20 protein-coding genes, 1 tRNA gene and 2 pseudogenes are annotated in these 26,343 nt (G+C 41.8%); 9 read left to right on the top strand and 14 right to left on the bottom strand.

Going from position 1 to position 26,343, the window contains the following annotated elements; translation table 11 throughout:
- Positions 1-8: 8 nt before the first annotated feature.
- The 3 genes and pseudogenes from FBB35_RS07830 to FBB35_RS07815 all read right to left on the bottom strand — a co-directional run bounded on the left by FBB35_RS07830 (position 9) and on the right by FBB35_RS07815 (position 2,367).
- Positions 9-1,454: an ATP-binding protein gene (locus FBB35_RS07830; protein WP_174709188.1), complete on the bottom strand. Its 1,446-nt coding sequence runs from the start codon at positions 1,452-1,454 to the stop codon at positions 9-11.
- A 335-nt stretch (positions 1,455-1,789) separates the two neighbouring features.
- Positions 1,790-2,209, bottom strand: a pseudogene (locus tag FBB35_RS34410) (DUF1392 family protein).
- A gap of 2 nt (positions 2,210-2,211) precedes the next feature.
- Positions 2,212-2,367, bottom strand: a complete 156-nt coding sequence (locus FBB35_RS07815) for a hypothetical protein (RefSeq protein WP_254625852.1) — start codon at positions 2,365-2,367, stop codon at positions 2,212-2,214.
- Between the two features lie 132 nt (positions 2,368-2,499).
- Here FBB35_RS07815 and FBB35_RS07810 point away from each other — a divergent pair, with 132 nt between their 5' ends.
- Positions 2,500-2,955, top strand: coding sequence for a helix-turn-helix domain-containing protein (locus FBB35_RS07810; protein WP_174709186.1), 456 nt, complete (start codon positions 2,500-2,502; stop codon positions 2,953-2,955).
- Between the two features lie 278 nt (positions 2,956-3,233).
- On the opposite strand, the gene FBB35_RS07805 is transcribed toward FBB35_RS07810, so the two are convergent.
- The 4 genes from FBB35_RS07805 to FBB35_RS07790 form a co-directional block, all read right to left on the bottom strand.
- On the bottom strand, positions 3,234-4,865 hold the full coding sequence (locus FBB35_RS07805) for an IS1634 family transposase (RefSeq protein ID WP_174708162.1): 1,632 nt from the start codon (positions 4,863-4,865) through the stop codon (positions 3,234-3,236).
- 379 nt (positions 4,866-5,244) lie between these two features.
- The gene (locus FBB35_RS07800) at positions 5,245-6,396 is read right to left on the bottom strand and encodes a sensor domain-containing diguanylate cyclase (RefSeq protein ID WP_174709185.1); all 1,152 of its coding nucleotides are present in this window, start codon (positions 6,394-6,396) and stop codon (positions 5,245-5,247) included.
- Between the two features lie 1,054 nt (positions 6,397-7,450).
- Positions 7,451-7,524 (bottom strand) — tRNA-Arg (locus tag FBB35_RS07795).
- 33 nt (positions 7,525-7,557) lie between these two features.
- Positions 7,558-8,655 (bottom strand): tocopherol cyclase family protein, encoded by a 1,098-nt coding sequence (locus tag FBB35_RS07790; RefSeq protein WP_174709184.1) that lies wholly within the window; start codon positions 8,653-8,655, stop codon positions 7,558-7,560.
- Between the two features lie 32 nt (positions 8,656-8,687).
- Here FBB35_RS07790 and FBB35_RS07785 point away from each other — a divergent pair, with 32 nt between their 5' ends.
- Complete coding sequence (locus FBB35_RS07785; protein WP_174709183.1) at positions 8,688-9,317, top strand: DnaJ domain-containing protein; 630 nt, start codon at positions 8,688-8,690, stop codon at positions 9,315-9,317.
- 523 nt (positions 9,318-9,840) lie between these two features.
- Positions 9,841-10,593 carry a hypothetical protein gene (locus FBB35_RS07780; RefSeq protein WP_174709182.1) on the top strand — a complete coding sequence of 251 codons (753 nt, stop codon included), beginning with the start codon at positions 9,841-9,843 and terminating at the stop codon, positions 10,591-10,593.
- A gap of 522 nt (positions 10,594-11,115) precedes the next feature.
- Here FBB35_RS07780 and FBB35_RS07775 read toward each other — a convergent pair.
- The 3 genes from FBB35_RS07775 to FBB35_RS07765 form a co-directional block, all read right to left on the bottom strand.
- Positions 11,116-11,949, bottom strand: a complete 834-nt coding sequence (locus FBB35_RS07775) for a metallophosphoesterase (protein ID WP_174709181.1) — start codon at positions 11,947-11,949, stop codon at positions 11,116-11,118.
- A 218-nt stretch (positions 11,950-12,167) separates the two neighbouring features.
- Positions 12,168-12,998 (bottom strand): metallophosphoesterase, encoded by an 831-nt coding sequence (locus FBB35_RS07770; RefSeq protein WP_174709180.1) that lies wholly within the window; start codon positions 12,996-12,998, stop codon positions 12,168-12,170.
- 485 nt (positions 12,999-13,483) lie between these two features.
- Complete coding sequence (locus FBB35_RS07765) at positions 13,484-13,756, bottom strand: GlsB/YeaQ/YmgE family stress response membrane protein (protein WP_012406985.1); 273 nt, start codon at positions 13,754-13,756, stop codon at positions 13,484-13,486.
- Between the two features lie 652 nt (positions 13,757-14,408).
- Between FBB35_RS07765 and leuC the strand changes: the two genes are divergently transcribed.
- Positions 14,409-15,812 carry a 3-isopropylmalate dehydratase large subunit gene (gene leuC / locus FBB35_RS07760; protein WP_174709179.1) on the top strand — a complete coding sequence of 468 codons (1,404 nt, stop codon included), beginning with the start codon at positions 14,409-14,411 and terminating at the stop codon, positions 15,810-15,812.
- Between the two features lie 67 nt (positions 15,813-15,879).
- Positions 15,880-16,488: a 3-isopropylmalate dehydratase small subunit gene (gene leuD / locus FBB35_RS07755; RefSeq protein ID WP_174709178.1), complete on the top strand. Its 609-nt coding sequence runs from the start codon at positions 15,880-15,882 to the stop codon at positions 16,486-16,488.
- Positions 16,489-16,596: 108 nt separating this feature from the next.
- Here the strand turns inward: leuD and glgB are convergent, their stop codons facing one another.
- The 3 genes from glgB to FBB35_RS07740 all read right to left on the bottom strand — a co-directional run bounded on the left by glgB (position 16,597) and on the right by FBB35_RS07740 (position 20,116).
- Positions 16,597-18,888, bottom strand: coding sequence for a 1,4-alpha-glucan branching enzyme (gene glgB, locus FBB35_RS07750; protein ID WP_174709177.1), 2,292 nt, complete (start codon positions 18,886-18,888; stop codon positions 16,597-16,599).
- 163 nt (positions 18,889-19,051) lie between these two features.
- Positions 19,052-19,387 carry a hypothetical protein gene (locus FBB35_RS07745; protein ID WP_174709176.1) on the bottom strand — a complete coding sequence of 112 codons (336 nt, stop codon included), beginning with the start codon at positions 19,385-19,387 and terminating at the stop codon, positions 19,052-19,054.
- A 531-nt stretch (positions 19,388-19,918) separates the two neighbouring features.
- Positions 19,919-20,116: a hypothetical protein gene (locus tag FBB35_RS07740; protein ID WP_174709175.1), complete on the bottom strand. Its 198-nt coding sequence runs from the start codon at positions 20,114-20,116 to the stop codon at positions 19,919-19,921.
- 501 nt (positions 20,117-20,617) lie between these two features.
- On the opposite strand from FBB35_RS07740, the gene FBB35_RS07735 reads away from it, so the two are divergent.
- The 4 genes from FBB35_RS07735 (at position 20,618) to FBB35_RS07720 (ending at position 25,599) form a co-directional block, all read left to right on the top strand.
- Positions 20,618-21,331 carry a hypothetical protein gene (locus tag FBB35_RS07735; protein ID WP_174709174.1) on the top strand — a complete coding sequence of 238 codons (714 nt, stop codon included), beginning with the start codon at positions 20,618-20,620 and terminating at the stop codon, positions 21,329-21,331.
- 105 nt (positions 21,332-21,436) lie between these two features.
- Positions 21,437-23,275: a penicillin-binding protein 2 gene (locus tag FBB35_RS07730; RefSeq protein ID WP_174709173.1), complete on the top strand. Its 1,839-nt coding sequence runs from the start codon at positions 21,437-21,439 to the stop codon at positions 23,273-23,275.
- Between the two features lie 314 nt (positions 23,276-23,589).
- Positions 23,590-24,696, top strand: coding sequence for an iron-containing redox enzyme family protein (locus tag FBB35_RS07725; protein WP_174713557.1), 1,107 nt, complete (start codon positions 23,590-23,592; stop codon positions 24,694-24,696).
- Between the two features lie 207 nt (positions 24,697-24,903).
- Positions 24,904-25,599, top strand: coding sequence for a methyltransferase (locus FBB35_RS07720; RefSeq protein WP_174709172.1), 696 nt, complete (start codon positions 24,904-24,906; stop codon positions 25,597-25,599).
- A gap of 33 nt (positions 25,600-25,632) precedes the next feature.
- On the opposite strand, the pseudogene FBB35_RS07715 reads toward FBB35_RS07720, so the two are convergent.
- Positions 25,633-26,331: pseudogene (locus FBB35_RS07715) on the bottom strand (glycerophosphodiester phosphodiesterase family protein); the annotation flags it as partial.
- Positions 26,332-26,343: the final 12 nt, after the last annotated feature.

Raw genomic sequence — 26,343 nt, 5'->3', positions numbered from 1 at the left:
AATCAAAATTACTGTTTGGGTTGTACAACTGGAATTGTAATAATAAGTTCTGCTCCCTCTTCAAGAGAAGAAACACACTCTAACGAACCACCATGCCGCTCGGTAATAATCTGATAGCTAATCGATAAACCTAAACCAGTACCTTTCCCCACATCTTTGGTAGTAAAAAAAGGATCAAATAACTTTTGTTTAACTTGTTCGGGAATACCAAGTCCATTATCGATGATCCGAATAACTATTTGTTGAGCATTCAGTTGCTGAGTACAAATCCGAATTTGTGGGTGGTTATGCGAGAGTTTCCCTTGAATTAATGCTTCTTCTAAAGCATCGATTGCATTGGATAAAATATTCATAAATACTTGATTTAGCTGGCCAGCATAGCACTCAACTAAAGGTAAATCGTCATAATCTTTAAGAACCTGAATTTCGACATGATTAGCTCTGGGTTTTAAACGATGCTCCAAAATACTCAGTGTACTTTCAATACCCTGATGAATATCTACTGCTTTTAACTCGGCTTCATCTAGCCGCGAAAAGATACGAAGAGAAACTACAATTTGCTGTATGCGTTCAGCACCAATTTCCATTGAAGAGAGTAATTTTAGCAAATCTTCTACTAAAAAATCGAATTCCATCTCTTGAATTGTCATTTGAATTTCTTGAGCAGGATTTGGATAGTTTATGCGGTAAAGATGAAGTAGATTCAGTAGTTGTTGGATATATTTGTTAGCGTAAGTTAAATTGCCGGAGATAAAATTTACTGGATTATTGATTTCATGGGCAACTCCAGCAACTAATTGACCCAGAGAAGACATTTTCTCACTTTGGATAAGTTGAGCTTGAGTACTTTGTAATTCTTTGAGAGTTTGCTCTAGTTCTATTGCTTGCTGTTTGAGTTGAGCCTCTGCTTGTTTATGTTCTGTAATGTCGTATCGAACCACTAATAAATATTTAGGCTGTCCTTGAGAATCAAGAATCGGAGCTTTTTTAATCTGCAAAATGCGGGTTTCGCCGCTTTTTGTCCGAATTATTTCTTCAGGAATCTCTAATAATTTTTTGCTATTAAGTGCTTCGCGATCTCGCGTGGTAAAAAAATCGGCCTCTTCTCTGGGGAATAGGTCGTAGTCGTTCTTTCCTAAAATTTCATCGGCACTGACACCAGCTAACTTTTCCGCGGCTTGATTACATAAGACAATTCGCAGATCAACCACATCTTTGACAAAAACTGCTACAGGCATGGTTTGAATCACAGAATACAGAAACTGTTGAGTAGTTTGGAGTTGTTCTTCTATCCGTTGGCGCTCAAGCAGTGCAGCTTGCTGTTCGCTCTTGTGTTGCTTTAATTGAGTAGTATATTCTAGAACTGCCTGGCGTAGTTCAGCATTATCTGTTTTTAGTTGCTGAAGGCATTGACGTAATCTAGTTAACTCTTGATTTAACTCTTCAATAGACATACAAATTCACTAATTTTTAGTTTTAAACATTGAGAAGGCTATGCATATCTCAATACAGTGAATTGATTTGTCTATTCCCAAAGTAAAGTAACTTGAAAATGTGATAGTCATGTGGAATTTTTGTTTTGGTATAGTTGCTCATATATATAAATTTGTTGGTGAAGAAGTTATCGTTAGATAAATTGGACAAATCTACTGTCATGAAAAGAGCCTGAGATCATTTTGCCCAAATCAATATCAAATATTAACTACTATTTACATTTAAATCCCCTAGCTTTTCATAACAGCGAGAGCCTTATATCACTAGGGTTTTGCGTTGCCAATTCACCCAAAGCTCAATCAACTGCTGCCGAAGAGTGAAGAATCCCTCGCAACCGACGCTCGTACCATTCCACGCTGTAAAACCAGCAATCGTTAATTTGGATGCCTTGGACAATCCTTGCTGGTGTCCCGTCGCCATGAAATCGGAACTCGACTAATTCACCCAGTTCAAACACAGGCTTTTCTTTGGTAACTAATTGTAAGTTACCTGTACCAATGATTTCACGTCCTAAAACAGTTAGATTATCGTTGCCGGAGACAATCTCATAACTTCAGCCTTTAGCTGACCACTCTACACCGCAACAGTAACCGAAAGATTTGGTGGTAGTGACGTAGACTTTCTCCAACAGGGAAACTTCTAAGGGGGGAATCTCTTTACCCCAAGGTGGTGAAAGATACCAACAAGTTTCTAGATTCGGGACTTGGTTAATCATGGTTATGCCTCCTGACTGGACTTTAGACTCCACAAGTAATCAATCCGTTTCCAAGCGATCGCAGCTTGCTGTGGAGAGCAACTCAAACCATAAGCACGACGGGCATCATAATTACCCCTGATTCCCTTGGCTACTCCAACGGGAATCCCAAAAGCCACCTTACGAATGCCGGGTTCAAAGCTTCGGTCTTCATGAGAGAGCCGTACTTGCGTAAGTAAGTAGGCAGGAAAAAACCAAACTATGTAAAGATAAGTAAATACGGAGAATACATCTACTGAGGTAACTAAAAGATGGGCGCTCGTTTAAGGGTATTTTTGACTCGTGAGCAAGACCAAACCCTGTTAACCCTAAGAACAGCAGATGTACCACAGAAAGTCAAAGATCGAGCAGAAGTCATTAGATTAAACGCACACGGTTGGTACGTGGAAAAAATTGCGGCCCATGTAAATTGGAGTTCACAGACAGTCAGGGAAGTTTTGCATAGATGGAAAAAGCAAGGTCTAGAAGGGCTTTGGGAATTACCTGGTCGAGGAGGGAAAGCCAAATGGACTGAAGTTGACATAGTGTTTTTAGAAGAATGCCTCAAAAAAGAACCACGCACGTATAACAGTCCTCAATTAGCGAAAAAATTAGCAACTGAACGCTCGATTAAACTGAGTCCCGACAGATTAAGACGGGTACTCAAAAAAAGGGGATCAATTGGAAACGGGCCAGGAAAAGCCACAAAGGAAAACAAGATCCCATAGTTCGAGAACAGAAACAAGCAGACCTGGATATGCTGGAACTATCTGCGGTCACAGGAGAAATAGACCTCAAATATTTAGATGAATCAGGGTTTTGTCTGTGGAGTGAACCAGGCTACACCTATTACTTCAGAGGTGAGCAAAAACGTTTGGAACAAACTCGTCGTCGTGGTCGCCGACTCAGCATTATCGGGTTACTTCAACCTTTGCTCAGTTTTGTTTACGGTTTGGTAATCGGGGGTGTTAATCGCAAGTCTTATATCCCACATTCCGCAGGTATATCAGGTGAGAAGATAATATTTTCGGCAAGGCGCACCAAGAAATTGGAGAATCCATCGTCGTTCGTCAGTAAGATTGGTAATGTGTTGAAAGCCAGCGATCGTTACCAGATGAATCGACATGAAACATTGAAACACCCACCGCATCGTAGGAGAGGCAGTTGGTTTACCCAATTGATTGTTGATGGTTTGTTTTGCTTGAGCTAGAGCTTGGCGTAACGCCCGTTGTCCCAAAGTGTAAACTAACAAGCATAGACCCATGACCATTGCTAAAGCAGCAACACGTTCTTTCGAGTTGAGAAAAACACTGCTGGTAAAAAATAAAGGGTCTTTGAGAAAACGAAAACCACGCTCAGTAGATTGCTGGGCTTTGTACTGCTTGAGTAAGTCATCATTGCTCAATTGTTGAGCATCAAGAACATTGGTAGCCAAAATAAAACGCCCGGCTCGTTGTTTTTCAGTGGCAATTGCTAGCTCGTTAGGTACAACAGTCGCACGAATTTGATAGTAACACTGTTGTGGTTGAGCATCTTTACGTGGTCTGCCTGATTTGGCATGGCGTTTGTGTTCGATAATTTCTAGTTCAGCAAGTTCATGAAAGCGTTGCTGAGTCTCAAAACGCCCTGAAGCCTGTATCGCGTCTGCGGCACAAGCAAATTCTTGTTGTGACAACTGTCGCAGTTGAGATTGTGCTTGTTGGAGGTGCTTAGTCAGACGTTTTTCCAGTTGCTTTAAATCTGCTGCGGCACGAGCTTCACTTTCCACCACTAGCCAACGCTGTTTGACTCCACCATAATCGCAGCAACACTCTGCTATTCGGTAGCCTGTGACTATGCTATCCACAAAAGCTTCCTGACTCATTTTCTCCAAGAGTAATTGGGCAGTAGTCAGTGTGGCTGGAACTCGTGATAGCCATCGCAAAGAATCCATTTGTTTAAGATTGCCTTCGGTGTAGAGTGCTGCATCCGCTACAAACAAAGCATCTATTTCCCATTGGTGACGAAATTCTTTCAAGATTTGAGCAAACACGGCTGAGTCGGCTTCATTCCCATCTGCCACTCTTAGATTTAGATATAGAGGAATATCCCCGTCTCCACTGCACATCAGGTCTACAATAAACTGTTTCAGGTCTGGTCGATGATCTCTTGAGTATCCTTTTGTGATTGTTATCTCTCTTGGCTTGCCTGAACCTTCTGTTGAGTTGTTGGTATATTCTCCATGCACATGAAACGAACTTGAATCCAAGTGTAAACTGTCCTTTTCCACCCCAAACTTCTTGGCTGCTGCCAGTGCTACTGTCACAAATACTTGTGTTAATCCCGCTTCATACAGTTTGTCCAAGACTCTGCCCAAGCGGTCATCATTCAAGTGTTCTGGACTTATACCTTCCCCTAGTAAATGCTCTGTGGCTTTGCCTACAAAGAACTTCTCAAATAGGTATAGTGGCGCACTTACTAAACCCAAGCCATTGAGAATCATTGCTTTGACTGCTTGACCTGAACTGACTATTTCTTGGTGATGTGTTCCCAGTATTTGGTTGATTTGCTCTACCAAACACATTTGATCAATAATCCCTGCCACTATCCCACAGTGGTCAATATCTTGTACTCTTATTTCTGATACTGATGGTGTCATTCATCAAAAATACCATTGATCTCCTCTCTTACCTGCGGAATGTAGGGCACAAGGGGGGTTTGGCATGACTTTCTTAGCTCAAAATATGCAAAGACAGGGGAATCCACAATGCGTTGTTAAGCATTTTAAGCCACTCTCTACCGATGTATGGCACTTGCAAAAAATAAATTATCCCAAGTTCTGAGATGGATTTATGAGTATCGAAAAGTACTAATTAACTACTGAAATGGCAGGTATAACAGCAAAGCTCGTTCAATTCATGCGATCGCACTTTGATATATAAACATCGATACACAGCTTATTTTTATTAAGATTTTCACCAATTTAAAATCAGCATATTTTTCTCTAATGACAAAAATTTATAAAAGAACACTAATCCCTACTCTTGTTGATGAATAGATTGCCGCTTGAGACGCTTATGAGCGTACATTAATTCGTCAGACCTGGCAATTAGTTGTTCTAGTGACATATTACTTCCTGGTGAGTAAGGCTCTATTCCCACACTCATCGAAAGTTCATAGCTACGGTTTTGCTGTTGATTAAAATTGGCAATATTTACTTGCAGATATGCTTGGATGCTATCAGCATCCTTAAAGTAGCTGGAGATGAAAACAATAAACTCATCTCCACCCAAGCGAGCAACAATATCCGAGTTCCGAAAACTTTGCTTGAGTAATCGACCAGCATCAACAATCAAGGCATCCCCTATATCATGACCAAGGGTGTCGTTTATCTGTTTTAGCCCATCTAAATCAATGAAAATCACCCAGCACAACAATCTCATACGGTGAGCAATTTTCAACTGTTGTTCAGCCATCACGAAGAAGCCACGTCGGTTATGCAAACCTGTTAGATCGTCGATCAGCGATAACTGCCTTCCTTCTATCTCTGATTGTTTACGGTTGCGAATTTCCTGAATGAGTTCCATTTGAGCGATCGCTTGCCGAGTTAAGCGGCGCAGTGCATCCAACTGCTGGTAACTTAGCTGACGAGGAACGATGTCCATCACACACAACGTCCCTATTGGAAAACCATTAGGCGTAACTAGTGGCGCACCAGCGTAAAAACGAATTTTAGAATTACTTTTGACTAGAGGATTGTTCGCAAAGCGAGCGTCCTTGATGGCGTTGGGAATTACTAATATATTCTCTGGTTGCAGAATAGCATGGGAGCAAAAAGCCGACTCTCTGGGTGTTTCTCTAACTTTTAGTCCAATGTTAGATTTAAACCATTGGCGATCGGCATCCACTAAGCTAATTGAAGCAATTGGAGTTTTACAAATGTAGGCAGCAATTGCAGTTAGATCATCAAATGCTTGTTCAGGTAGAGTGTCCAGAATATTGTATTTTGCTAATGCTTTGAGCCTTTCTGCTTCATTTTTAGATAGAGGAGCAACTGGTGTTTTCACAGATGAGTGTCCAAGCCTGAGCCAGGAAAGTCTAATACGCTGGAATTTTTGCAACAACCGCAGGGCTAACTCCCCAGCAACCAGGCTGCGTGATATAAATATCTCTGCAACGAAAATCAACATTCGATTGAATATACAGAAATATTGTATTGCATGATGTTCTTCATGCCTTTGGTTTACTCTGTTGTTCATATCACCCTAACTTTCACTGTGCAAATCCTCTGAGCATATAGATGCTTACAAGGTCTTCTACCCAAAGCCATGTTGAAAATTATCATTGTCAACTAAAAATTATCAAAACTTATCATACTGCCAGAGTTCCTATCAAAATGGGATATTTTTGAGACTGCTAATTTGTGTAGATGCAGAGAAATTCTGAGGGTTAGATTCCAGCCCTCGGAACTCTCCTCCGGGTCTGTTCTTTGCCAAAGGCTGCGCTAAGGAGAGCGGCAGACAATTAAGCAGACTGACGGCAAAAATAAAAATGTGCGATCGCTTAATTTTGTAGCCCAGTCCAGACGATCTCTGCGTAGATGACTGCCGTGCTTCATTAGTTTTAATCCAATACGTTTGGGTTAAGAAAAATTGTAAGTTGGGTGAAGCAAAGCGCAACCCAACAAAGCTATGAAAATGTTGGGTTTCGTTCCTTAAACGCCACTTGCTACCCTACGAGAATGCTAAGAGCGTAGCAAGATACCCGTAGGGCTACAAGTCGGGAAACCCCAAAGGCGCAGTGGCTCCCCAACCTACACAACTTAAGGTTTTTGGCGCTAACTGAAGTGTATTGAGCTTTTATCTTTGAGTTTTAAAAAGCCGTAGTGGATTTAACTAAAACAAAAATATCACTAGCTCTCTTGTGGTGGGCAAAATTTTTGCTTTGATTCATCTACCACTTGCAGAAAAGTTATTCTGACTGCTTAATTCTGTTTTCAGTCACTTGGCTTTACAGGGTAAGCTCATCTAATTTAGTATAAATAAAACTTGACCAATTATAGAAGATAGTATCAATATGCAGATGAATTATTAGGAGCTTTTACTGTGATTTCATCTAAAAGTATTCGCATTCGTAAAATGAAGTGATATAGAAGAATTAAAAGAGGCGTTTTCCAGTAACTACGGTAAAAATAAAATCCCTATGACCTGCTATTAATCAAGGTCGTAGGGATTTCTTTGCTTACGGGACTGGTGCGGCTCGAACGCACGACCTGACGCTTAGGAGGCGTCCGCTCTATCCAACTGAGCTACAACCCCAACTAGGAAGCATATATGATTATAGCAGTAGTTTTAGCGAGACTGCCAAACATTATCCCAAGAGCCGCCGCCTACTTCTAAACCACAAAGAAAACTTTCTGCTTTTAGAATTATGTGAGATTTTCTCCCATTTAGTTCTCGTAACTCTAAATTTAACTTTCCTTGCATGGTGTCTCGGCAACAGTATCTTAAACCATCCTCTGTAGGCGCACGCAGAGGTGTACCAGGTAAATCCGTGATTCCTGTCAATTCAATTTCATAGTTAGAGTTAGTAGCTTTCATTTGCCATCTACCCCAAGGCTGAATTTCCCAATCTACTTGTGAATTCCAGGGAACGAATTCATAAAACTTGCCTTGATAGTGCAACCCAATCATCGCTACAGATTCCATCCACCACAGCACACCCCGCCGTCCCCCGCCAGCAGTTAATGCTAGGTCGGGTTCGCCTTCAAAGCAATTACAATTTATCCAAAACCATTTTTGAGGAAAAGCACCGCCCCAATTTTTCTCCCCGTAGGCTGGGGCGTTGGTAAATTCGTAGATTTTGCCATTCCAGTCAATTTTTCCACTGGCTAAACCGTGAGCCATCAAAATCTGCCATCCAGGTTCAAAAATCTGCGAGAATGAGAGCCAGCCTGCGGTTGATTGCTGAATACTATTTTTATTACCCCAACCATATACTGATTGAATTTCATACTCCCAACGGCAATAATTATTAGTTACAGGTTCGCGAATAATTCCCTGATTTAAGGTGGCTGTAGCTTGATATCCTTCTTGAACATGATGCTCAAACTCTTCTGGTAGAAGATACAGAGGAGCAATTTGCAAATCCGTTTTACCCCAATGACCTAAACCCAGAACATCTTGGCTACCCCAAAATTTCTTCACATCAGGAAAAGTACGACATAAATACTCATCATCTGGGCCGAGGATTTGGGCTGCACCGCCACTGTGAGGTTTACCGCCGATGGGATCTTCGATGGAGTACATAAAGGCGAATGTTTGCCCAATTTCTGGTAGAGTGACGCGGTAATACCAGCCTTCAAAGAAGCGTCGGCTACTGCCATCCCAGTGATAACCAGAATGGGGCGTTTGGATTGATTGGAGGAAATTGAGGGGAATAGTTAACATATTTATAGTTGCCGATTTTTTCAGTATGCGCGATGTCTAACGACAAGCCGAAACGTCTACGCTCCGATATTAATGATGCTTATGAAATTCTTGGGCTAGAACCTGGTGCATCTCAAGCACAGGTGAAGCGAACTTACCGTAAACTGGTGAAAATTTGGCATCCCGATCGCTTTGTCGATCAAAAACAAAAACAGGAAGCTGAGGAAAAAATTAAATTAATTAACGTAGCTTACAATAAGCTCAAGTCAGAAAGTCCATCTGAGCCTCCCATTCCTGAAAATCCCTCTTTATCTTCGCCTAAAAATCCCACAAAAATATCTGTCAATCGTTGGGATGCAGAAGCTTTCTATACTTTAGGCGTAGAGAATGCCACGGAAAGAAGATATGAGGATGCGATCGCAGATTTTACCCATGCAATTCGTCTCAATCCTCACTATGTTGACGCATATAAATATCGTGGGCTAGTTTGCTCTCAACTAGGATACGAATATAGAGCCGCTTCCGATTTAAATAAAGCTGCACAAATAGAACAAGGGTTAAAAAATCCTGGTACTGCACGGAAAATGCGATCGCCTAGATATGTATCTAAACCTAGACCTTGGCTAGAAAGATTTTGTCAGGGGATTAAAAAGATATTACGGCTAAATCGGCGTTGGAGATGAGAAGCGCCATATTTTAAGATGCTTTGAATGGCGATGCAATATCTAACGACAAATTAAAAATTTAGATAATTGCATTCAAAGGAAACTCTTAATTGGCAACAGGTAACAGTGCCCTACGTTTAAAAATGCGGGATTGAAACAATCATGCTGTTTTCGAGACCCTCAAAGCGAGAAAAACATCTTTATTTAAGTGAAGCTGTAAACTCACAACTAAAGTTTCTTTGTTGTTCCCTATTTCCTACTTCCCTCTCTCTTGTAATTTACTAGATTTGATATCAATCCATCACCTGACAGTTTAATAACATCCATCTTTGGGATACTCTTTCTCTAGATTAAGTATTAACTTCCTATAGATAGAGCCACTTGTCCGATCTCAGAGGTTATTCTGACATTAACCAACAGTTGAGTAATAAATAAAACTCAATATTTATCAGCAACATAGATTTTTAAACTCATTAAAACCTCTTGTTCTTACAAAGATTTTAGTTTGTCAATATCATATCGAGGAGTGAAATAAACAGCTATGTCTATTCCCAATGAACGCGAAATCAAAAACAGTGAAATTAAGCAAGAATCTTACACCGATGCTAATGGTAATATTCACACTGACTTGACGCGAACTACAGAAACAGTCAAGAACAGCACAGCTAATCCCAACTCTTACACTAACGGTTACGTACAAGGTCGAATTACTGAGCGTAGCTACCAGCAAGCTGATTTAGCCGAGCGTGACAATGAGAATGCTAGCCGTGGTTTGCTTTTGGGTATTATTGTTACTTCTGTAGTTAGTTTGATTGTGGGTGGGATATGGTACTTAAACCAAAGCAATAACGCTGCGGTTGACAATACTGTACCGACGGTGAGTAGTCCAACTCCTAGTGCTTCTCCTCAACCACAAACGAGAATAATCGAAAAAACCAGAGAAGTACCTGTTGCTGTCCCTGTTCCTGTTCCACAACAGCAGGTTAATCCTCCATCTGCGCCTCGCCAACCGGATATTAACATTACTATTCCACCCCAGCAGCCTGCGGCAGAAAAAGCACCTTCTGTAACTCAGCCAGCCCCGAAAGCAACACAAAGTCCGGCGACGAGTCCAACTAGTAATACTCCTACTTCGCAGAATGGGGGCAGTACTTCTACTAACACCGTCACTCCAGGTGCAAAAGATGACACCTCTAAGACCACTCCACCTCAAGGAGTAGACCAGTCAAACAGTACATCTAATAATGGTTCTTCTAGCACAGGTGATACTACTACAAGTGGTTCTGCTCAATAACGGCTTCTGAACTTCTAGCCCACTTGTTATATGTTGGCGTTAATCCCAGCATTATCAAGTGGGAATATTCTTAAGAAAGATTTCAGAATTGTTGCGATAAATTAATGGTTTTCAAGTTTGGTAAACGCATCTTGTAGCTAAACAAACACGATGCTAGATTAAGAGCAAGGTACAAACAGGTTAAAAGTTAATAAAAACTTTCAAGTTAGAGCCTGTGCCTCCTGCTCTAATGTTCTTGCGATCGCTCTGAAGTTGTGGCATCCATTGAATGATTTTTGCTTTAAGTTCAATGAGTTGTTTTGGAGGTTTTAAAACGCACTGCCAGAAGACGCCTGCCTAGTTGGAATGTTAGGATGTGCAATTCTGAGTCTAGCGATCGCCAATAGTGTCCACCTTAGTTGTGTAAGTTATTTCTGAATTATTCAATCTTCAAGAAACCGCCCCAAGCTGCTGATATTTCTCCATCGTAGCTTCCGGCGGTTTATGCTTTGAGTGTCCTTTGTCATTTGTTTAGACCAATGACTAATGACTAACTAAGGTAATTACAGTCACTTCTGGCGGACAAAATAAACGTCCTGGTTTATAAGTTCCTAAACCCCGATTAACATATAGTTGATTTTCTTGCACCTTGTGAAAACCTTGCGCCCATTCCCAATATCGCACGACTTTAGAACAGTCTCCTAGTAAAAACGTTACCCAACACCGCAATTTTTTGGGAATTTTTTTGAGTAGCTTTTTATAATGGAATACTAAAGGGCCAATGCCTGGAATTACGATGTGACCGCCGTGGGTATGACCCGATAGTTGCAAATCTACACGCCATTGTTGCAGTATCTTGGCTGTATCTGGATTATGGGATAAAACTATGCGGGGTGTAACAGAGTCTAGTTGATTCATAACTGGTGCAGGGTAGAATTCCCGTGACCAATAATCAGCTAGTCCTACAAATGGTAATTCTTTTCCTAGTGGATAGGCTATTTCATTCCAAAGTACATGCACGCCAATGCTAGTTAACGCCTGTGTAACTTCTGCTTTTGAATGACTGTAATAGATATCATGATTACCCAGTACAGCGTAGATACCACAGCGACTTTGCAGATGTTTGAGTCGATGCACCAATTGGTGAATTGGTGTCGGATCGTCAGTTACGTAGTCACCAGTTAATAGAATTAAATCCGGTTCAGCTTCGTTAGTAAGTGCGATCGCTTTTTCTAACATATCTTCCGACAAGCGCAAACCATCGTAGTGAAAATCTGACAACTGCACTAGCGTTGTACCTTGTAAAGATGCTGGAAGTTCCGCAATCTTAACCGTGATTTTATCTACTCTTAAATGTCCCGTAAACAACCAATGCATAAGGCAACCGATACTCCTCATACCAGCGCTTACAGCTTACCAAATATCAAAATGTAACTTGAGAAACTGCAATAATTTATGTCACATACTCAAGATAAAATTAACGAATTGATTTAAATCCTGAGACTAAACTAAGCAGAACTCACTCAAATCTACAGGTACTGATTAGCCAGAATACCTGCTGTGATTCCGTTCTGGAATTTAGAATTTTAGATTACTTACTCACCCTGTAGGGTGATTATAGTGACTTCTGGGCGGCAGAATAAGCGTCCTGGGAGGTAAGTTCCCAAACCACGATTGACATATAGCTGATTTTTTCCCAGCTGATGGAAACCCTGTGCCCATTCCCAATGTCTGACTACAGAAACATTTTCTTCCAAAAATGGAAATCGACGCTGCACTTTTTTAGGTATTTTTTTTGCAAGCTTTTCGTAAAAAAATATTGCAGGGCCAATTCCGGGAATCACGATTTGACCACCGTGAGTATGACCAGATAATTGTAAGTCAACTCGCCATGCTTGCAGCATCTCCGCAGTATCTGGGTTGTGGGATAAAACGATGCGTGGTGTGTCGGGATTTAGTTGATTCATCACAGGTGCAGGGTAGAATTCCCGTGACCAATAATCAGCTAGTCCTACAAATGGTAATTCTTTTCCTAGTGGATAGGCAATTTCGTTCCAAAGGACATGGATTCCAATGCTAGTCAGGGCATCGGTAACTTCTGTTTTGGCGTTTTTGTAATGTATATCGTGATTGCCAAGAATAGCATAGATACCACTGGGACTTTGCAGATGTTTCAGTCGAAGTATCAGTTGGTGAATCGGTGCCGGATCGTCAGTTACGTAGTCACCAGTTAATAGAACTAAATCTGGTTTAGCTTCATTAGTAACTGCGATCGCTTTTTCTAGCATTTCTTCCGATAGCCGCAAACCATCGTAATGAAAATCTGACAACTGCACCAGTTTCTTACCTTGTAACGATGCAGGCAACCCTACAATCTTAACCGTCAATTCTTCTCTACTCAACGGCCCAGATAATAACCAGTGCATAAGACGTTCAATAAACTCTAATCATAGCGCTTACAGCTTAACGAAACATCGTCGCTTTGTGTGTAGCGACTGTGCAACTTATTGAAAATTTCATGAAATCTGTAGATTTGAACGTATAATCATCCAAAGGCAAAGACATAGCTAGACTTAAATACTTTGGAGGGAGAAATAAGCCTTAAGTTCATACAGGGCAAGGTAAATACACCAAATACTGAAACATCGCCCAACCCTAGATATATCAATAAGCCAAGCAAGATAATGTCAAACTCTATCTATATATAAATTTGAGGCTCTTTTATAGGTGTTTTTTGTCTAATTTCCACTAACAGCGATCGCACACCATTAAATTCCTACAAATTTTGATGGATCAAAAGTTAAAAAATAGCACCAACCTGTGATTAGGCTAGCGCTATTTTTTTGATTTAATTCACGATAGTTAAATAAATTTGCTAAATTACCTTCAGTTATTGTCAGCAATTTTGCTCTTATACAGCACTGCGATTTGTTAATAGGTTCCACAGGAAAACCGCAACGATTGCACCAAGAACTGCTACTGCAATACCAGGAATGCTGAGAGTAGGTGCCGCTAAACTTAACGTTCCTGTACTAAAAAACACTCCTAGACTACCACCAACAAACGCGCCGATAATTCCTAATAAAATTGTTCCTAGAATACCGCCACCTTGATGACCGGGGTAGATAGCTTTAGCGATCGCACCAGCAATTAGACCTAAAACAATCCAAGCAAGAATATTCATTGTTATTAATTCGGTAAACGTTTTTCACTCAATGAATACATATTAGCAATCTTGATCTTTTGAATCCATCTACCATCAGAATCAATCATTAATATCCATAAGGAGTAGTTTAATTGCAACTACGCTTGTTTATATATACCGCCCCTACAGGTAGATAATCACTTAAACAATATCAATTAAAAAAAGCTCCTAATAGGTCTTTAATTAGGAGCCGATCAAACTATTGCTTGGTAATTGCAGTATATGGCTTTTTAATTAGCTCTCTCCTCTACTAGAAGAATTAAGCTGAGTTTTCAAAGACTGTCTCTAAAGTAATGTAAAGGAGCAAAATCAGGCAATTTCTACTACAAGCGTAGTTTTAGCAACTTTATTACCAGCATTCCACACTGGGCATCACCAGGATACCCGTAACATCGCATCTCTTTGGGATGGAGGCTTTAAATATTAGTTAGGACTTACGGATGAGTTACGGAAGGCCAAAAGCGGACATTGCCTACCCAAAGGAAATGGACTGCCTTCCCGTTGTCGCATCTGGTGCGACACAGAGGAATAAGAGTACAAAAATGTCACTAATATTATGAAGCGATCTAGAAAAACTTAGACTATTTTTTGATACTATTTAAGACCGGACTCTTGAAATATTAATTTACGTATGAGCAAAGGTACCCTGTTTGATAAAGTTTGGGACTTACACACCGTTGGTACACTTCCCTCTGGGCTGACGCAACTATTTATCGGGCTTCACCTAATTCATGAAGTCACCAGTCCCCAGGCCTTTGCTATGTTACGCGAGAGGGGTCTAAAAGTACTGTTTCCAGAGCGGACTGTTGCCACAGTCGATCACATAGTGCCGACAGAAAATCAGGCGCGTCCCTTTATTGATAGTTTGGCAGAGGAGATGATTCAGGCGCTCGAAAATAACTGCCAAGAAAATAACATAACTTTTTACAACATTGGTTCTGGTAGTCAGGGTATAGTTCATGTCATCGCTCCAGAACTCGGACTGACTCAACCAGGAATGACGATCGCTTGTGGAGATAGCCACACTTCGAGTCATGGGGCATTTGGTGCGATCGCATTTGGTATCGGTACTAGCCAAGTGCGGGATGTTCTCGCTTCCCAAACCCTCGCTCTCTCAAAACTAAAAGTCCGCAAAATTGAAGTTAATGGCAGTCTGAACCCAGGAGTTTACGCCAAAGATGTCATCCTACATATCATCCGCACCCTTGGTGTTAAAGGTGGTGTGGGTTATGGCTACGAATTTGCAGGTACGACATTTGAACAAATGAATATGGAAGAGAGGATGACTGTCTGCAATATGGCGATCGAAGGCGGTGCTAGATGCGGCTATGTCAATCCAGATCAAGTCACCTACGATTACCTCAAAGACAGAGATTTTGCTCCCAAAAATGCAGATTGGGATAAAGCAGTGGCTTGGTGGAATTCCATCAAGAGCGATGCTGATGCCCAGTACGATGATGTAGTCGTATTCGACGCTGCTGAAATTTCTCCTACTGTCACCTGGGGAATTACTCCTGGTCAAGGTATCGCTGTCAACCAGTTAGTGCCTCAACCAGAAGAACTACTCGAAGAAGACCGATTTATTGCCGAAGAAGCTTACCGCTACATGGATTTATATCCGGGTCAACCAATCAAGGGCACTAAAATAGATGTCTGCTTTATTGGTAGTTGCACCAACGGCAGAATTAGTGATTTGCGGGAAGCTGCGAAAATCGCCAAAGGTCGCCATGTTGCAGAGGGAATCAAAGCTTTCGTTGTCCCCGGTTCTGAAAGGGTGAAGCAAGAGGCGGAAACTGAAGGACTGGATAAAATCTTTCAAGAGGCTGGATTTGAATGGCGTGAACCGGGATGTTCCATGTGCCTAGCCATGAACCCCGACAAGTTACAAGGAAGACAAATTAGCGCCTCCTCATCTAATCGCAACTTTAAAGGCAGACAAGGTTCCTCTTCTGGTCGGACATTGTTAATGAGTCCGGCGATGGTTGCCACAGCTGCGATTAAAGGCGAAGTATCTGATGTGCGCGAGTTGCTGTAATTTTTTGGTCATTTGTCATTTGTAGAAACTAACAGGCTGTCATTGAAATGATAGGTAAATAAAATTTATGGTGAGTGAAGTTAAAACAGTTTCAGGGCGCGGTATACCTTTAGTGGGCAATGATATAGACACCGATCGCATCATTCCCGCTCGTTATTTAAAAGCTGTTACCTTTGATGGCTTAGGTGAAGGCGCATTTATTGATGACCGGACAGCACTTAAAGGTGAACATCCCTTTGACCAACCCCAATACAAAGGCGCGAATATTTTAATAGTCAACCGTAACTTTGGCTGTGGTTCATCAAGGGAACACGCACCCCAAGCGATCGCAAAATGGGGAATCCAAGCTTTAATAGGTGAAAGCTTCGCAGAAATCTTTTTCGGTAACTGTGTGGCAATGGGTATACCTTGTGTGACAGCCGACGCTGCTACTGTTAAACAACTGCAAGAGCTAGTAGCTGCCAATCCTCAAGCTGCCGTGACAGTAAATCTGGAAACTTTGCAAGTGCAAATTGATGATTATACTGCCCCAGTTGCGATCGGTGAAGGTACAAGAAGCACATTTATTTCTGGGACTTGGGATGCTTGCGGTCAGTTGGTGGCGAATACTACCCAAGTTCGGGCAACCGCTGCAAAATTACCCTACATAGGTTGGGGCAATGTAGCCGCAAGTTAGTTTTCTCTCATTCTCTGCTTGTCAGGAACGGAATAGAGAAAATGGCAAAAATTTTATAACCACTCGATAAAACATCAAGATTGGGTGGGCATCACCCACCCAAAATTGTTATCCAATTACCTCAGCAGTCTTCTTCTTATCCAACTTGAGAATCAACACACCTAAAGGTGGCAAACACAAATCTAGCGAATAGGGACGACTGTGCAAAGACCAATCATCCGTCCACTTCCCGCCTAAGTTACCCATGTTACTGCCGCCATATTGACGTGCATCACTATTGAACAACTCAGTATAAAATCCCTTTTGCGGTACACCAATGCGGTAGTGAGAATGGGGTTGCGGTGTAAAATTGCAAACCACGATCGCAAAATCATCAGAATCCTTGTCACGACGGATGAAAGAAACTACACTATGGCGATTATCACTACAGTCAATCCATTCAAACCCCGGTTCAGCAAAATCTTGGGTGTACAAAACAGGCTCAGAACGGTAGAGATGGTTCAATTCCCGGAAAAACGTTTTTAACTGTTGGTGTGGTTCATGCTGTAATAAATGCCACTCCAAATCTGCCCAAGCGTTCCACTCACTCCACTGCCCAAACTCCATGCTCATAAACATGGTTTTCTTGCCTGGGTGAGCAAACATATAGGTAAATAAACAACGGATATTAGCTAACTTCTGCCATGTATCCCCCGGCATTTTACCGATGATATTGCTCTTACCATGCACCACTTCATCGTGGGACAGAGCCAGCATAAAGTTCTCGCTGTGGTTGTACCACATACTAAAGGTGATATTGTTTTGGTGGAACTGGCGGAACCAAGGGTCCATGCTGAAGTAATCCAGCATATCGTGCATCCAGCCCATATTCCACTTCAAATTAAAGCCCAATCCGCCTGTATAGGTGGGCCAAGATACCATTGGCCAAGAAGTAGATTCTTCAGCAATTGAGAGAATGCCGGGGAAATAACTAAAGATAGTATGATTTACCTGACGCAGAAAATCCGCTGCTTCTAAGTTTTCTCTGCCACCGTACTGGTTGGGCAACCATTCTCCGGGTTCGCGGCAATAGTCGTTATAGAGCATCGAGGCAACAGCGTCGACACGAATCCCGTCAATGTGGTATTTATCGAACCAGAAGAGAGCATTGGCTGCGAGGAAATTACTAACTTCATGGCGACCATAGTTGAACACCAAAGTACCCCATTCTTTATGTTCCCCTTTGCGGGGGTCAGCATGTTCGTACAGGTGGCTACCATCAAAGAAAGCTAAACCATGTCCATCTTTGGGGAAGTGACCAGGAACCCAATCTACAATTACCCCTATATCATTTTTGTGACATTTGTCAATAAAATACATGAAATCTTCGGGGCTGCCAAACCGGGAGGTGGGAGCATAGTACCCAGTTACTTGATAACCCCAAGAACCATCAAAGGGATGCTCCGCAATGGGCAGCATTTCTATATGGGTATATCCCAATTCTTTGATGTATGGAATGAGTCGGTCAGCTAGTTCGCGATAGGTAAGGAAACGTGCGCCCGGCTTAAGTTCCGAAACGATAACTACCGGTTCAGCTTCACCATTTGGCAGTTTAGCAGGTTCGGCACTCGAAGCATGTAACCAAGACCCTAAATGCACTTCATAAACTGAGACCGGCTGGGTAAGGGGGTCAGTGTGCCGCCGCTTTTCCATCCAGCTTTCGTCATCCCAGGTGTAAGCATCTAAATCAGTGACAATAGATGCGGTTTTCGGGCGGGGTTCTTGCTGGAAACCGTAGGGATCGGATTTTTCGTAAATGTGTCCTTCAAAATTTTTGATTTCATATTTGTAATGCTCTCCCGCAGCGATTTCAGGAATAAATAATTCCCAAACCCCGGTTGGCCCTTTACGCATTTGGTGTTTGCGCCCATCCCAGAGGTTGAAATCTCCCAACAATGAAACGTTGCGAGCATTGGGTGCCCAAACTGCAAAATAAACGCCCTTAACGCCTCCTATTTCCGTGGGGTGCGCTCCCAGTTTTTCGTATATCCGGTGATGGTTCCCTTCACTAAACAAATGCAAATCAAAGTCTGTCAAATTGGGAGAACGGAAGGCGTAAGGGTCATAAGTAACGCGCTCATGTTCCCCTTCTTTAATCCGTAACTGGTAGTTTGCCAGTTCTGTGGTTTCAATAGTGCATTCAAAAAAGTGAGGATGATGAACTGTTTGCATTGGGTATTCTTTCCGTTGTTCAGGAAGAACGACCCATACTGCACTTGCATTTGGTAGATAGGCCCGCACAGCCCAGACAGTTTTGCCATCTTGTTCTATGGGATGAGAACCCAGTATTTCAAAGGGATCGTTATGCTGATTCCAAACGATGCTGTTAACCTGCTCAGGGGCGATCGTGGTCATGGACATGAAGCTACCTAAGTGAAATAACGTGATTGACTAAATCTACTTTTTTAATATCTATATATATTCTTTACATTTATTTGCAATTTTGTTGCCACCGTTATCGTACATCAGAATGGGGAATGGGGAATGGGGAATGGGGAATGGGGAATGGGGAATGGGGAATTTCTCAAAAATTTAAAAATGGGAAAAACTGAAGTAAGGTTTTACGTAGGCGAAGCAAGAAAATCTGTTCCCGAATTTTGGGGTCTAGTTTTGGTGGTGGGGCTTCTTGAAGCTGTGCTTGTAATTGAATATATTCGGCAGCTGTTAGGAAGCTTCCATCAATTGGCGATCGCGCTTCTATGATAATCTTTGTCCGTAATATTTCTTCTGGTGTATCTTCTGGTGGCGGTAATGCTATGACTACTGATGATGTCCAATAGCCACTTACCATAAATAAAGTTGCACTAATCACAAACAAGCTCAGAAATTTTACTGCCTTTATCGCTTTAATTCTCCCCATATCCTGAACTGCATTTACAACGCAGCATGAAAATCTGTTTCCCAATACCCAATTCCCAAAGTTAGAAATTTTCCCAATAAAAATCTGGCAATTTCAAGAAACATCACTAGGTCTCTCCTAATACAGAATAGACTACAGGGAATGCTCTTGAGCAATTGCCAGCGATCGCAATGAATTCTTTTGTCCTCTCAAAACTCAGGAGTTTAAGCTATTCCAAACACTAAATCGTGGAAGTATTTTGCCCACAAGATGGCTTAGATTTACGGAACTAAACTCTCTTTTACTTGGAATAAGGTTCGGTCAGGCGAGAATTTTCAGGCGGACACTTGGTTGACGAGGTAATTCTCATCACCAGTGTCCTTTTATTGCTGCCCTACTTAGCTGATATTTGAGCAAACTCTAGGCTCTGATACACCGAAAGAAAGATAAAGGTTTCTAGATAAACCTATTAATTCAAGCTATGTGGTGACGAGCGTTGTTACTAAGCTGTTTTGGGCATGATTTCAACTAAAGCTAAAAGCTTAAGATGCCTTATTTAGGTGTAGCAGCAGGTGTAGCCGCAGGTGTAGCAGCCGGTGTGACTTTAGTAGCGGGAGGCGCATCAGTTGGTTCACCTGTAGCAGCAGGAGTACTGTTAGTAGTACCACCACCATCACCACCGCCTTCACAGGCTCCCAGAATTGTAGCTAGACTTAAGATTACAGCCAAACCAAAGATTTTTGTTTTCATAACTCCTCTTTCACCAATTGTGGCTAGAAAAATTTTTCGCCTGTTGAATACGATACCGTATTTATTGCTTTTTTAATGCTGTGAGATTACATACTTAAAAAAATAATCCTTTGGGATATTCTTTTTGGCAGCATGTCTCATACAGCTATCTGATTAGTTTCTCTTAACTCAGAAGCAAAAAGGAAATTACCAAATTTTCTAGCAAACCGAGCTATCATAACAAAAAATTTTATTTTTTTCACAGAGTATTGCACCTTGCTGCCCGGCGTTGCCATACTTTAGGTGCTATCTCTAAAGGGTAAGCTGTCCAGTTGCTAATCGCTGATTGCAAACATTGCAATATCTAGAGGATGCAAACATTGGTACAGCTATCTATCAGAACAGTTAAAAGGGTGTAGTCTGTTATGTGTGCTTGTTGCACAGAAGTAAGTCTCAACCCTATCAAAAACAGACAATCAAGAAAATCAATCTAAAGTACAGTATTTTCAATCTAATAAATTTATGGTAGTTGCTCGTAAATCTGCTATTTCTGGAAAGGGTAATTGGTTCTGGCGAGATTCTATGTTTTCTTTAGGAAGGCGACGTTCTGCGCGTATAGAGTCGGTAGCACAGAGCGCTGCTACACCAGCGACCAAAGCCACACCCTTATCTTCTCAAAGACAACAGCGTTCCTCAAAAAATTTGGCGGTTTCTGCCACAAATAAGGCAGCTATGCCCAAATCGGTGAAAGAGTTGGGTAGACAAAAGTTACCAAATCTCAATGAGCAGTCAAGTGCGACTCAGAAAAGTTCAGGGGTAGATTCTCTTCGACTTCCCACAATGCCTAATTCTGGAGCCGTACCTTTATGGTTGTTGCGCTTGTACACATTTCATCGTTATTCGACAGTTTTGGCGTTTTTGGTAGTAGCATCGACACTTGCTGTTTATGGCTGGACAGTATATTCCCAAGAGCTTTGGAGTAAGTCATATCGCAGACTGCAAAACCTCCAACGTCATGAGCGGCTACTAACGACAACCAACGCCACGCTGACAAATAGAATGGCTAAGGAAGCACAACAACCAACAGCAGGGCTAGTATCGCCAACCCCTCAAGGAATGATTTTCTTGTCTCCAGCACCTCATACGCCTAAGCCAGCATCATCTAATAACATAACGCCTAACATAACGCCAAGTTCGGAAACGCAACGGCAAACGCTATCGCCACTTGGATATTAAGAGTTAGGAGAGACGCGATTAATCGCGTCTGTACAGGAGTTATGGAGTAACTAACTTTAAGTTTGGACTTTTGACTCCGAAAAGTAATTTGGTACTGAGTAGGCAATGCAAAAATTACCAAGCAGAACAAGATTAAGAAAGTCTCGGAATCCAGACTTCAAAAAGCAGCAGAAGGGTTCTAAACGAGGGTTATTGGGGACACTTGCCTCTAATATCCAAAACCAAACATCCAATACCAAGTCCCGACTATTCGTCGTCTGGGGCGTGTTAATGGCAGCAGGATTGGGGTTAAGTATCAAGTTGTATAACTTGCAAATTGTTAAGGGGGCAAAATTAACAGAGCAGGCGCGGAGCCAGCAAATGGTGGATTTGCGACCTTTTATGCCCCGTCGCCCGGTGGTAGATCGCAATAGTGAACTATTGGCGATTGATCGTCCTGTATATACTTTGTACGCTCATCCCAAACTGTTTGATAAGTCTAATGAAGAGATGGCAGAGCGACTTGCCCCAATATTGGCCAAAGATACTGCTGAATTAGTGAAAACTTTTCAAAGCAAAAGAAGCGGAATTATACTTGCCCCAGCCCTACCGGAAGAAATTATCGATCGCGTGACTTCTTTGCGTTTAAATGGCTTAGAGTTAATTCAAAAATACTCCCGATATTATCCGCCAGACGATTTGGTTTCTGATGTGGTGGGTTATGTGAATGTTGACCGTCGTGGTCAAGCAGGTGTGGAATATTCTCAAGAGAAATTGTTAGAACGTCCTGTGCAAACGGTGCGGCTCAGTCGCTCTGGTAATGGAGCCGTGATGCCAGATCATGCACCGGAAGGTTTTCTGCATTTTGATGATTTAAGGCTGCAACTCACAATCGATAGCCGTCTGCAACGGATTGCTAGCCTGGCACTCAAACAACAAATGGAGAAGTTTGATGCTAAACGTGGGGCGGTAATTGTAATGGATGCGTTGGATGGTTCCTTACTCGCCCTCGTTTCTCAGCCTACCTATAACCCTAATGAATACGCTAAAGCTAATATCTCGCTGTTTAAAAACTGGACGGTGGCGGATCTTTATGAACCAGGCTCGACTTTTAAGCCTTTGAATGTGGCGATCGCTCTGGAAAATAATGTCATCAAACCAGATGATATGTTTAATGACTCCGGTTCTATTCGAGTAGCTAATTACACCATCAAAAATGCTATGAATAATGGTAATGGGCGAATCAGTATCGCTCAGATTTTGCAATATTCCAGCAACATTGGCATGGTGCAGATTATCCAACGTTTAAAGCCTTCAATTTACTACAACTGGCTGGAACGCTTGGGATTAGGACAAAAAGTTGATACAGATTTGCCTTTTGAAGTTGGCGGTCGGCTCAAAAGTCAAGAAGAATTTATCGCTTCCCCAATTGAACCAGCTACTACTTCCTTTGGGCAAGGTTTTTCGATGACACCGATACAGCTAGTGCAAATGCACGGTGCTTTAGCCAATGGCGGTAAATTGGTTACACCCCATGTAGTTCGAGGACTGATTGATACCAAGGGGCAGATGCATGATTCACCCACTCGGACTATATCACGCCAAATTTTTTCAGCCGCAACAGCCCAAAAGGTCGTAGAAATGATGGAAACTGTTGTTAATGAAGGCAGTGGGAAGGCGGCACAAATTCCCGGATATCGCATTGCTGGTAAAACTGGTACAGCCCAAAAAGCTAGTCCTAATGGCGGTTACATCAAGGGTGCAAGAATGACCAGTTTCGTGGCTATTTTACCCGTAGAATCTCCTCGCTATGTAGTATTTGCACTGGTAGATGAGCCAAAAGGAGAAAGTGCTTATGGTTCTACTGTTGCTGCACCAATTGTTAAGTCCGTGATCGAAGCACTGATTCCTCTTGAGGAGATTCCGCCAAGTAAGCCGATTGAGCAACAGCCGAAAGCGCCGTAGGGAGTAGGGGAGGGGTAGGGGGCAGAGGAAGAGGGAGCAGGGGGTAGAGAGCAGGGGGTAGAGAGCAGGGGGGGAGCAGGGAGACAAGGGGGACAAGGAGGATAAGGGAGAATTATAGAATAAGTCTCTCCCTTGTCTCCCCCCTCTTCCTTGTCTACCTTGTCTCTTCTTCATTCCCAATGCCCCATACCCTTCTTTTGAAACCTAATCTTTGTTTATAACCATGGAAAGAGGTACAGAAAGCTACTCGTGTGGAAACCTAGATATTAGAGGTGAAACTAATTTCTCACTTTTTCAAAGCTAGCGAAGATTCCATGCAAAGCAATTTAGTTATATTTCCTAATACTGGGGCTGCGAAAAAAAGTACGCAAGCAGAAGAAAGAACAATTACCAAGTACGACCGTGCTGAAGAGCAATTTATAGAACTGTTAGCAATCGAGGATTTGGATCATAAGCTGGATATAAAACCTGCAATAGCTAGTGAATTTGAACAGGCGCTCTCAACAGCAATTCGCGCCGCCTATAAAAACGATCGCTCTGATGAACTTGCTCACCGTTTTCTGCAACGGATACTTTATCGAATTAATCGGCTTAAGCTGTTTTGGTACGACGATTTGCGACACTATACCAATGAGCGATCGCTTTATTTATCCTCATGTCGCGATCAAATTGAGGCTGCTTGGCAAAACTGGGAACTGGCACAGATCGATTTACCAGCGCTACAACAATTGGATGTCAAGCACGCTTTAATTGAGCGTGCATCCGCCGATTTAAATCCGCCTTTGTCGGATAGCAGCCGCTATATTCGTGAAGAAATGACTGAAGCTGGATATCGTCACCTGCTAGCGATCGGTTCCTTTGATGGCTTGGTTGAAGGTAGTCGTCTTTGCTACGTATTGGGTGGTGCTGCTAATGAAGTGCAGTGTACGCTGGTGCGAGTACTACTAGAAGAATACGGCAATGGTCGTTTATCCCGCAAGCACTCGACATTTTTTGCCCAAATGCTGGCTGAATTTGGGATGAACACTGAACCAGAAGGATACTTCAATTTAGTGCCTTGGGAAGTTCTAGCTTGTGCTAATCATAATTTTTTGACCACCGATCGCAAACGCTATTTCCTACGTTATTGTGGTGCGTTGACATATTTTGAGGTGGCTGGCCCTGCGGCTTATAAAAACTATCTGGCGGCGGCGCAACGATTGGGACTGTCAGAGGCGGCGATGGGTTATTGGGAACTGCACATCAGGGAAGATGAACGCCACGGTCGTTGGATGTTAGATGATGTTGCTTTGTCTTTAGCAGAACAGTATCCCAAAAATGCCTGGGAACTCCTGCTTGGGTATGACCAGGAGAAACTAATGGGCGATCGCGCCGCTAGTGCTGTTGTGCGATCGATACGCGAAGCAAAACAATTCCTCTAACTCGTATGTGAAGATAAATCCCAAAAATTAAAAATAGCAGGTTTTAGCATTTTAATTTGACATTTTTAAGTCATTTTATATCTAATTTACCTGCAAAAAGATTTCTTTAGCAACCCTTGCTAAAGGAACAGTTTTTTATTGCCTTAATACAAGGTAATAAATAATTTATTTCTTGCTTATTATACATTACCAATTGATTGCAGTCAAATGAAAGATATCTTTTTTTGTCCTGAAGAATCCAATTTCTACTCAAACTGTTTAGAAAGCTTTGTGATCAGAAATTGTAAAAATTCTGAATCTATTGTGGAGTTTGGTTCAGGAGATGGCAGCCCTGTAATTAATTCCTTATTGAGAAACAACTTTAATGGTGTAATCCAGGGATTTGAATTAAATACTTCTGCATTGAAGGTTGCCAATTCAACCATTGATGAATACAATCTTACAAATAAATATATAATCCATAATTCATCTTTGTTTAATTCTTCTCAACCAGATGCCGAGTATCTTGTAGCCAATCCACCCTATCTACCCGCACCAGATGATGATATTTATATACCACTTTTATTTGGGGGCGTAGATGGAGCAACAGTTACCAATGATCTTTTATCGTTAGATTATGAAAATGTCTTGGTTTTAATATCTAGCTTTTCTAATCCCATAAATACGTTGAACCTAGCAAAAGAAAATGGTTATTATGTTCAAAATTTCATGGTGGTACCTTTGCAATTCGGCTACTATAGCTCGGAGCCGAAAGTAAAAAAACACATAGAAGAACTCCGAAAAAACAAAATGGCGTTTTATTCTGGTGATTATTATTTTTTAGCTGGTGTTTTATTTACAAAATCAGAGAATCCAGGAATTGATTTATCTAATCAATTAGCTCAGGTGATGACGAGTTTGTGAAAATATATAGGCTGAGATTCCTGACTTATTTAATTAGTCGGGAATCGGATTTTTCTTGATTAAAAGTGTGATATTAGGTGAATAAGGTTTAAGCCGAAGACTTTCCTTTACAGTAGAAGCCGTATCTGGATAATCGCTAAATACGCCATCAACACCTAAGCTGAAAAATAGTTCATATTCCCCTTGGGGATTTCCTTGAAAATCCAGTGGCAAAAAGTAGTCTTCATTGCGGAAAGTCCAGACATGAACCAGCAAACCAGCCGTGTGAGCGTCATTTACTAAAGATGTAGGCAATCGCAATTTACCACTACTATCTCTAGGAACCAGCAAATTTTTATGAATCCCAATCGCCTGTGCATATTTAGCAATTTCCCTTAAACCTGATGCAGTCACTAAATCTGCATAAGTGCGTTCATCGCCACTAACGACAAAATCATTAGGTTTACCAATGTTATTCAGTAATTGCACCAGAGGTAAATCAGTCTTTGTAGATAAATCTTGTAAATTACTCACTTCAAAAGACTGAATGAAAACAGGTGCATTAGCGCCCTCATAACCGTTGACTGTCAAAGTTGCAAGTAGGGGTGGTTCTAGGGCTAACCCAATCGATTTAAAGTAAGTTGGGTGCTTAGTTTCTGGATAAATGCCGATCGCACGATTAATTTCGGCACTTTTACGCTTCACTAAATCGATGATTTCTTGTAGCGTAGGAATTTCAAAGAGTCCATCATATCCCTCTTCTGT

This window comes from Nostoc sp. TCL240-02 (genome assembly GCF_013343235.1).
Classification (GTDB): domain Bacteria; phylum Cyanobacteriota; class Cyanobacteriia; order Cyanobacteriales; family Nostocaceae; genus Nostoc.
The sequence above is the reverse complement of the archived record's forward strand: the minus strand, read 5'-3'. Positions and strand labels throughout refer to the sequence as shown.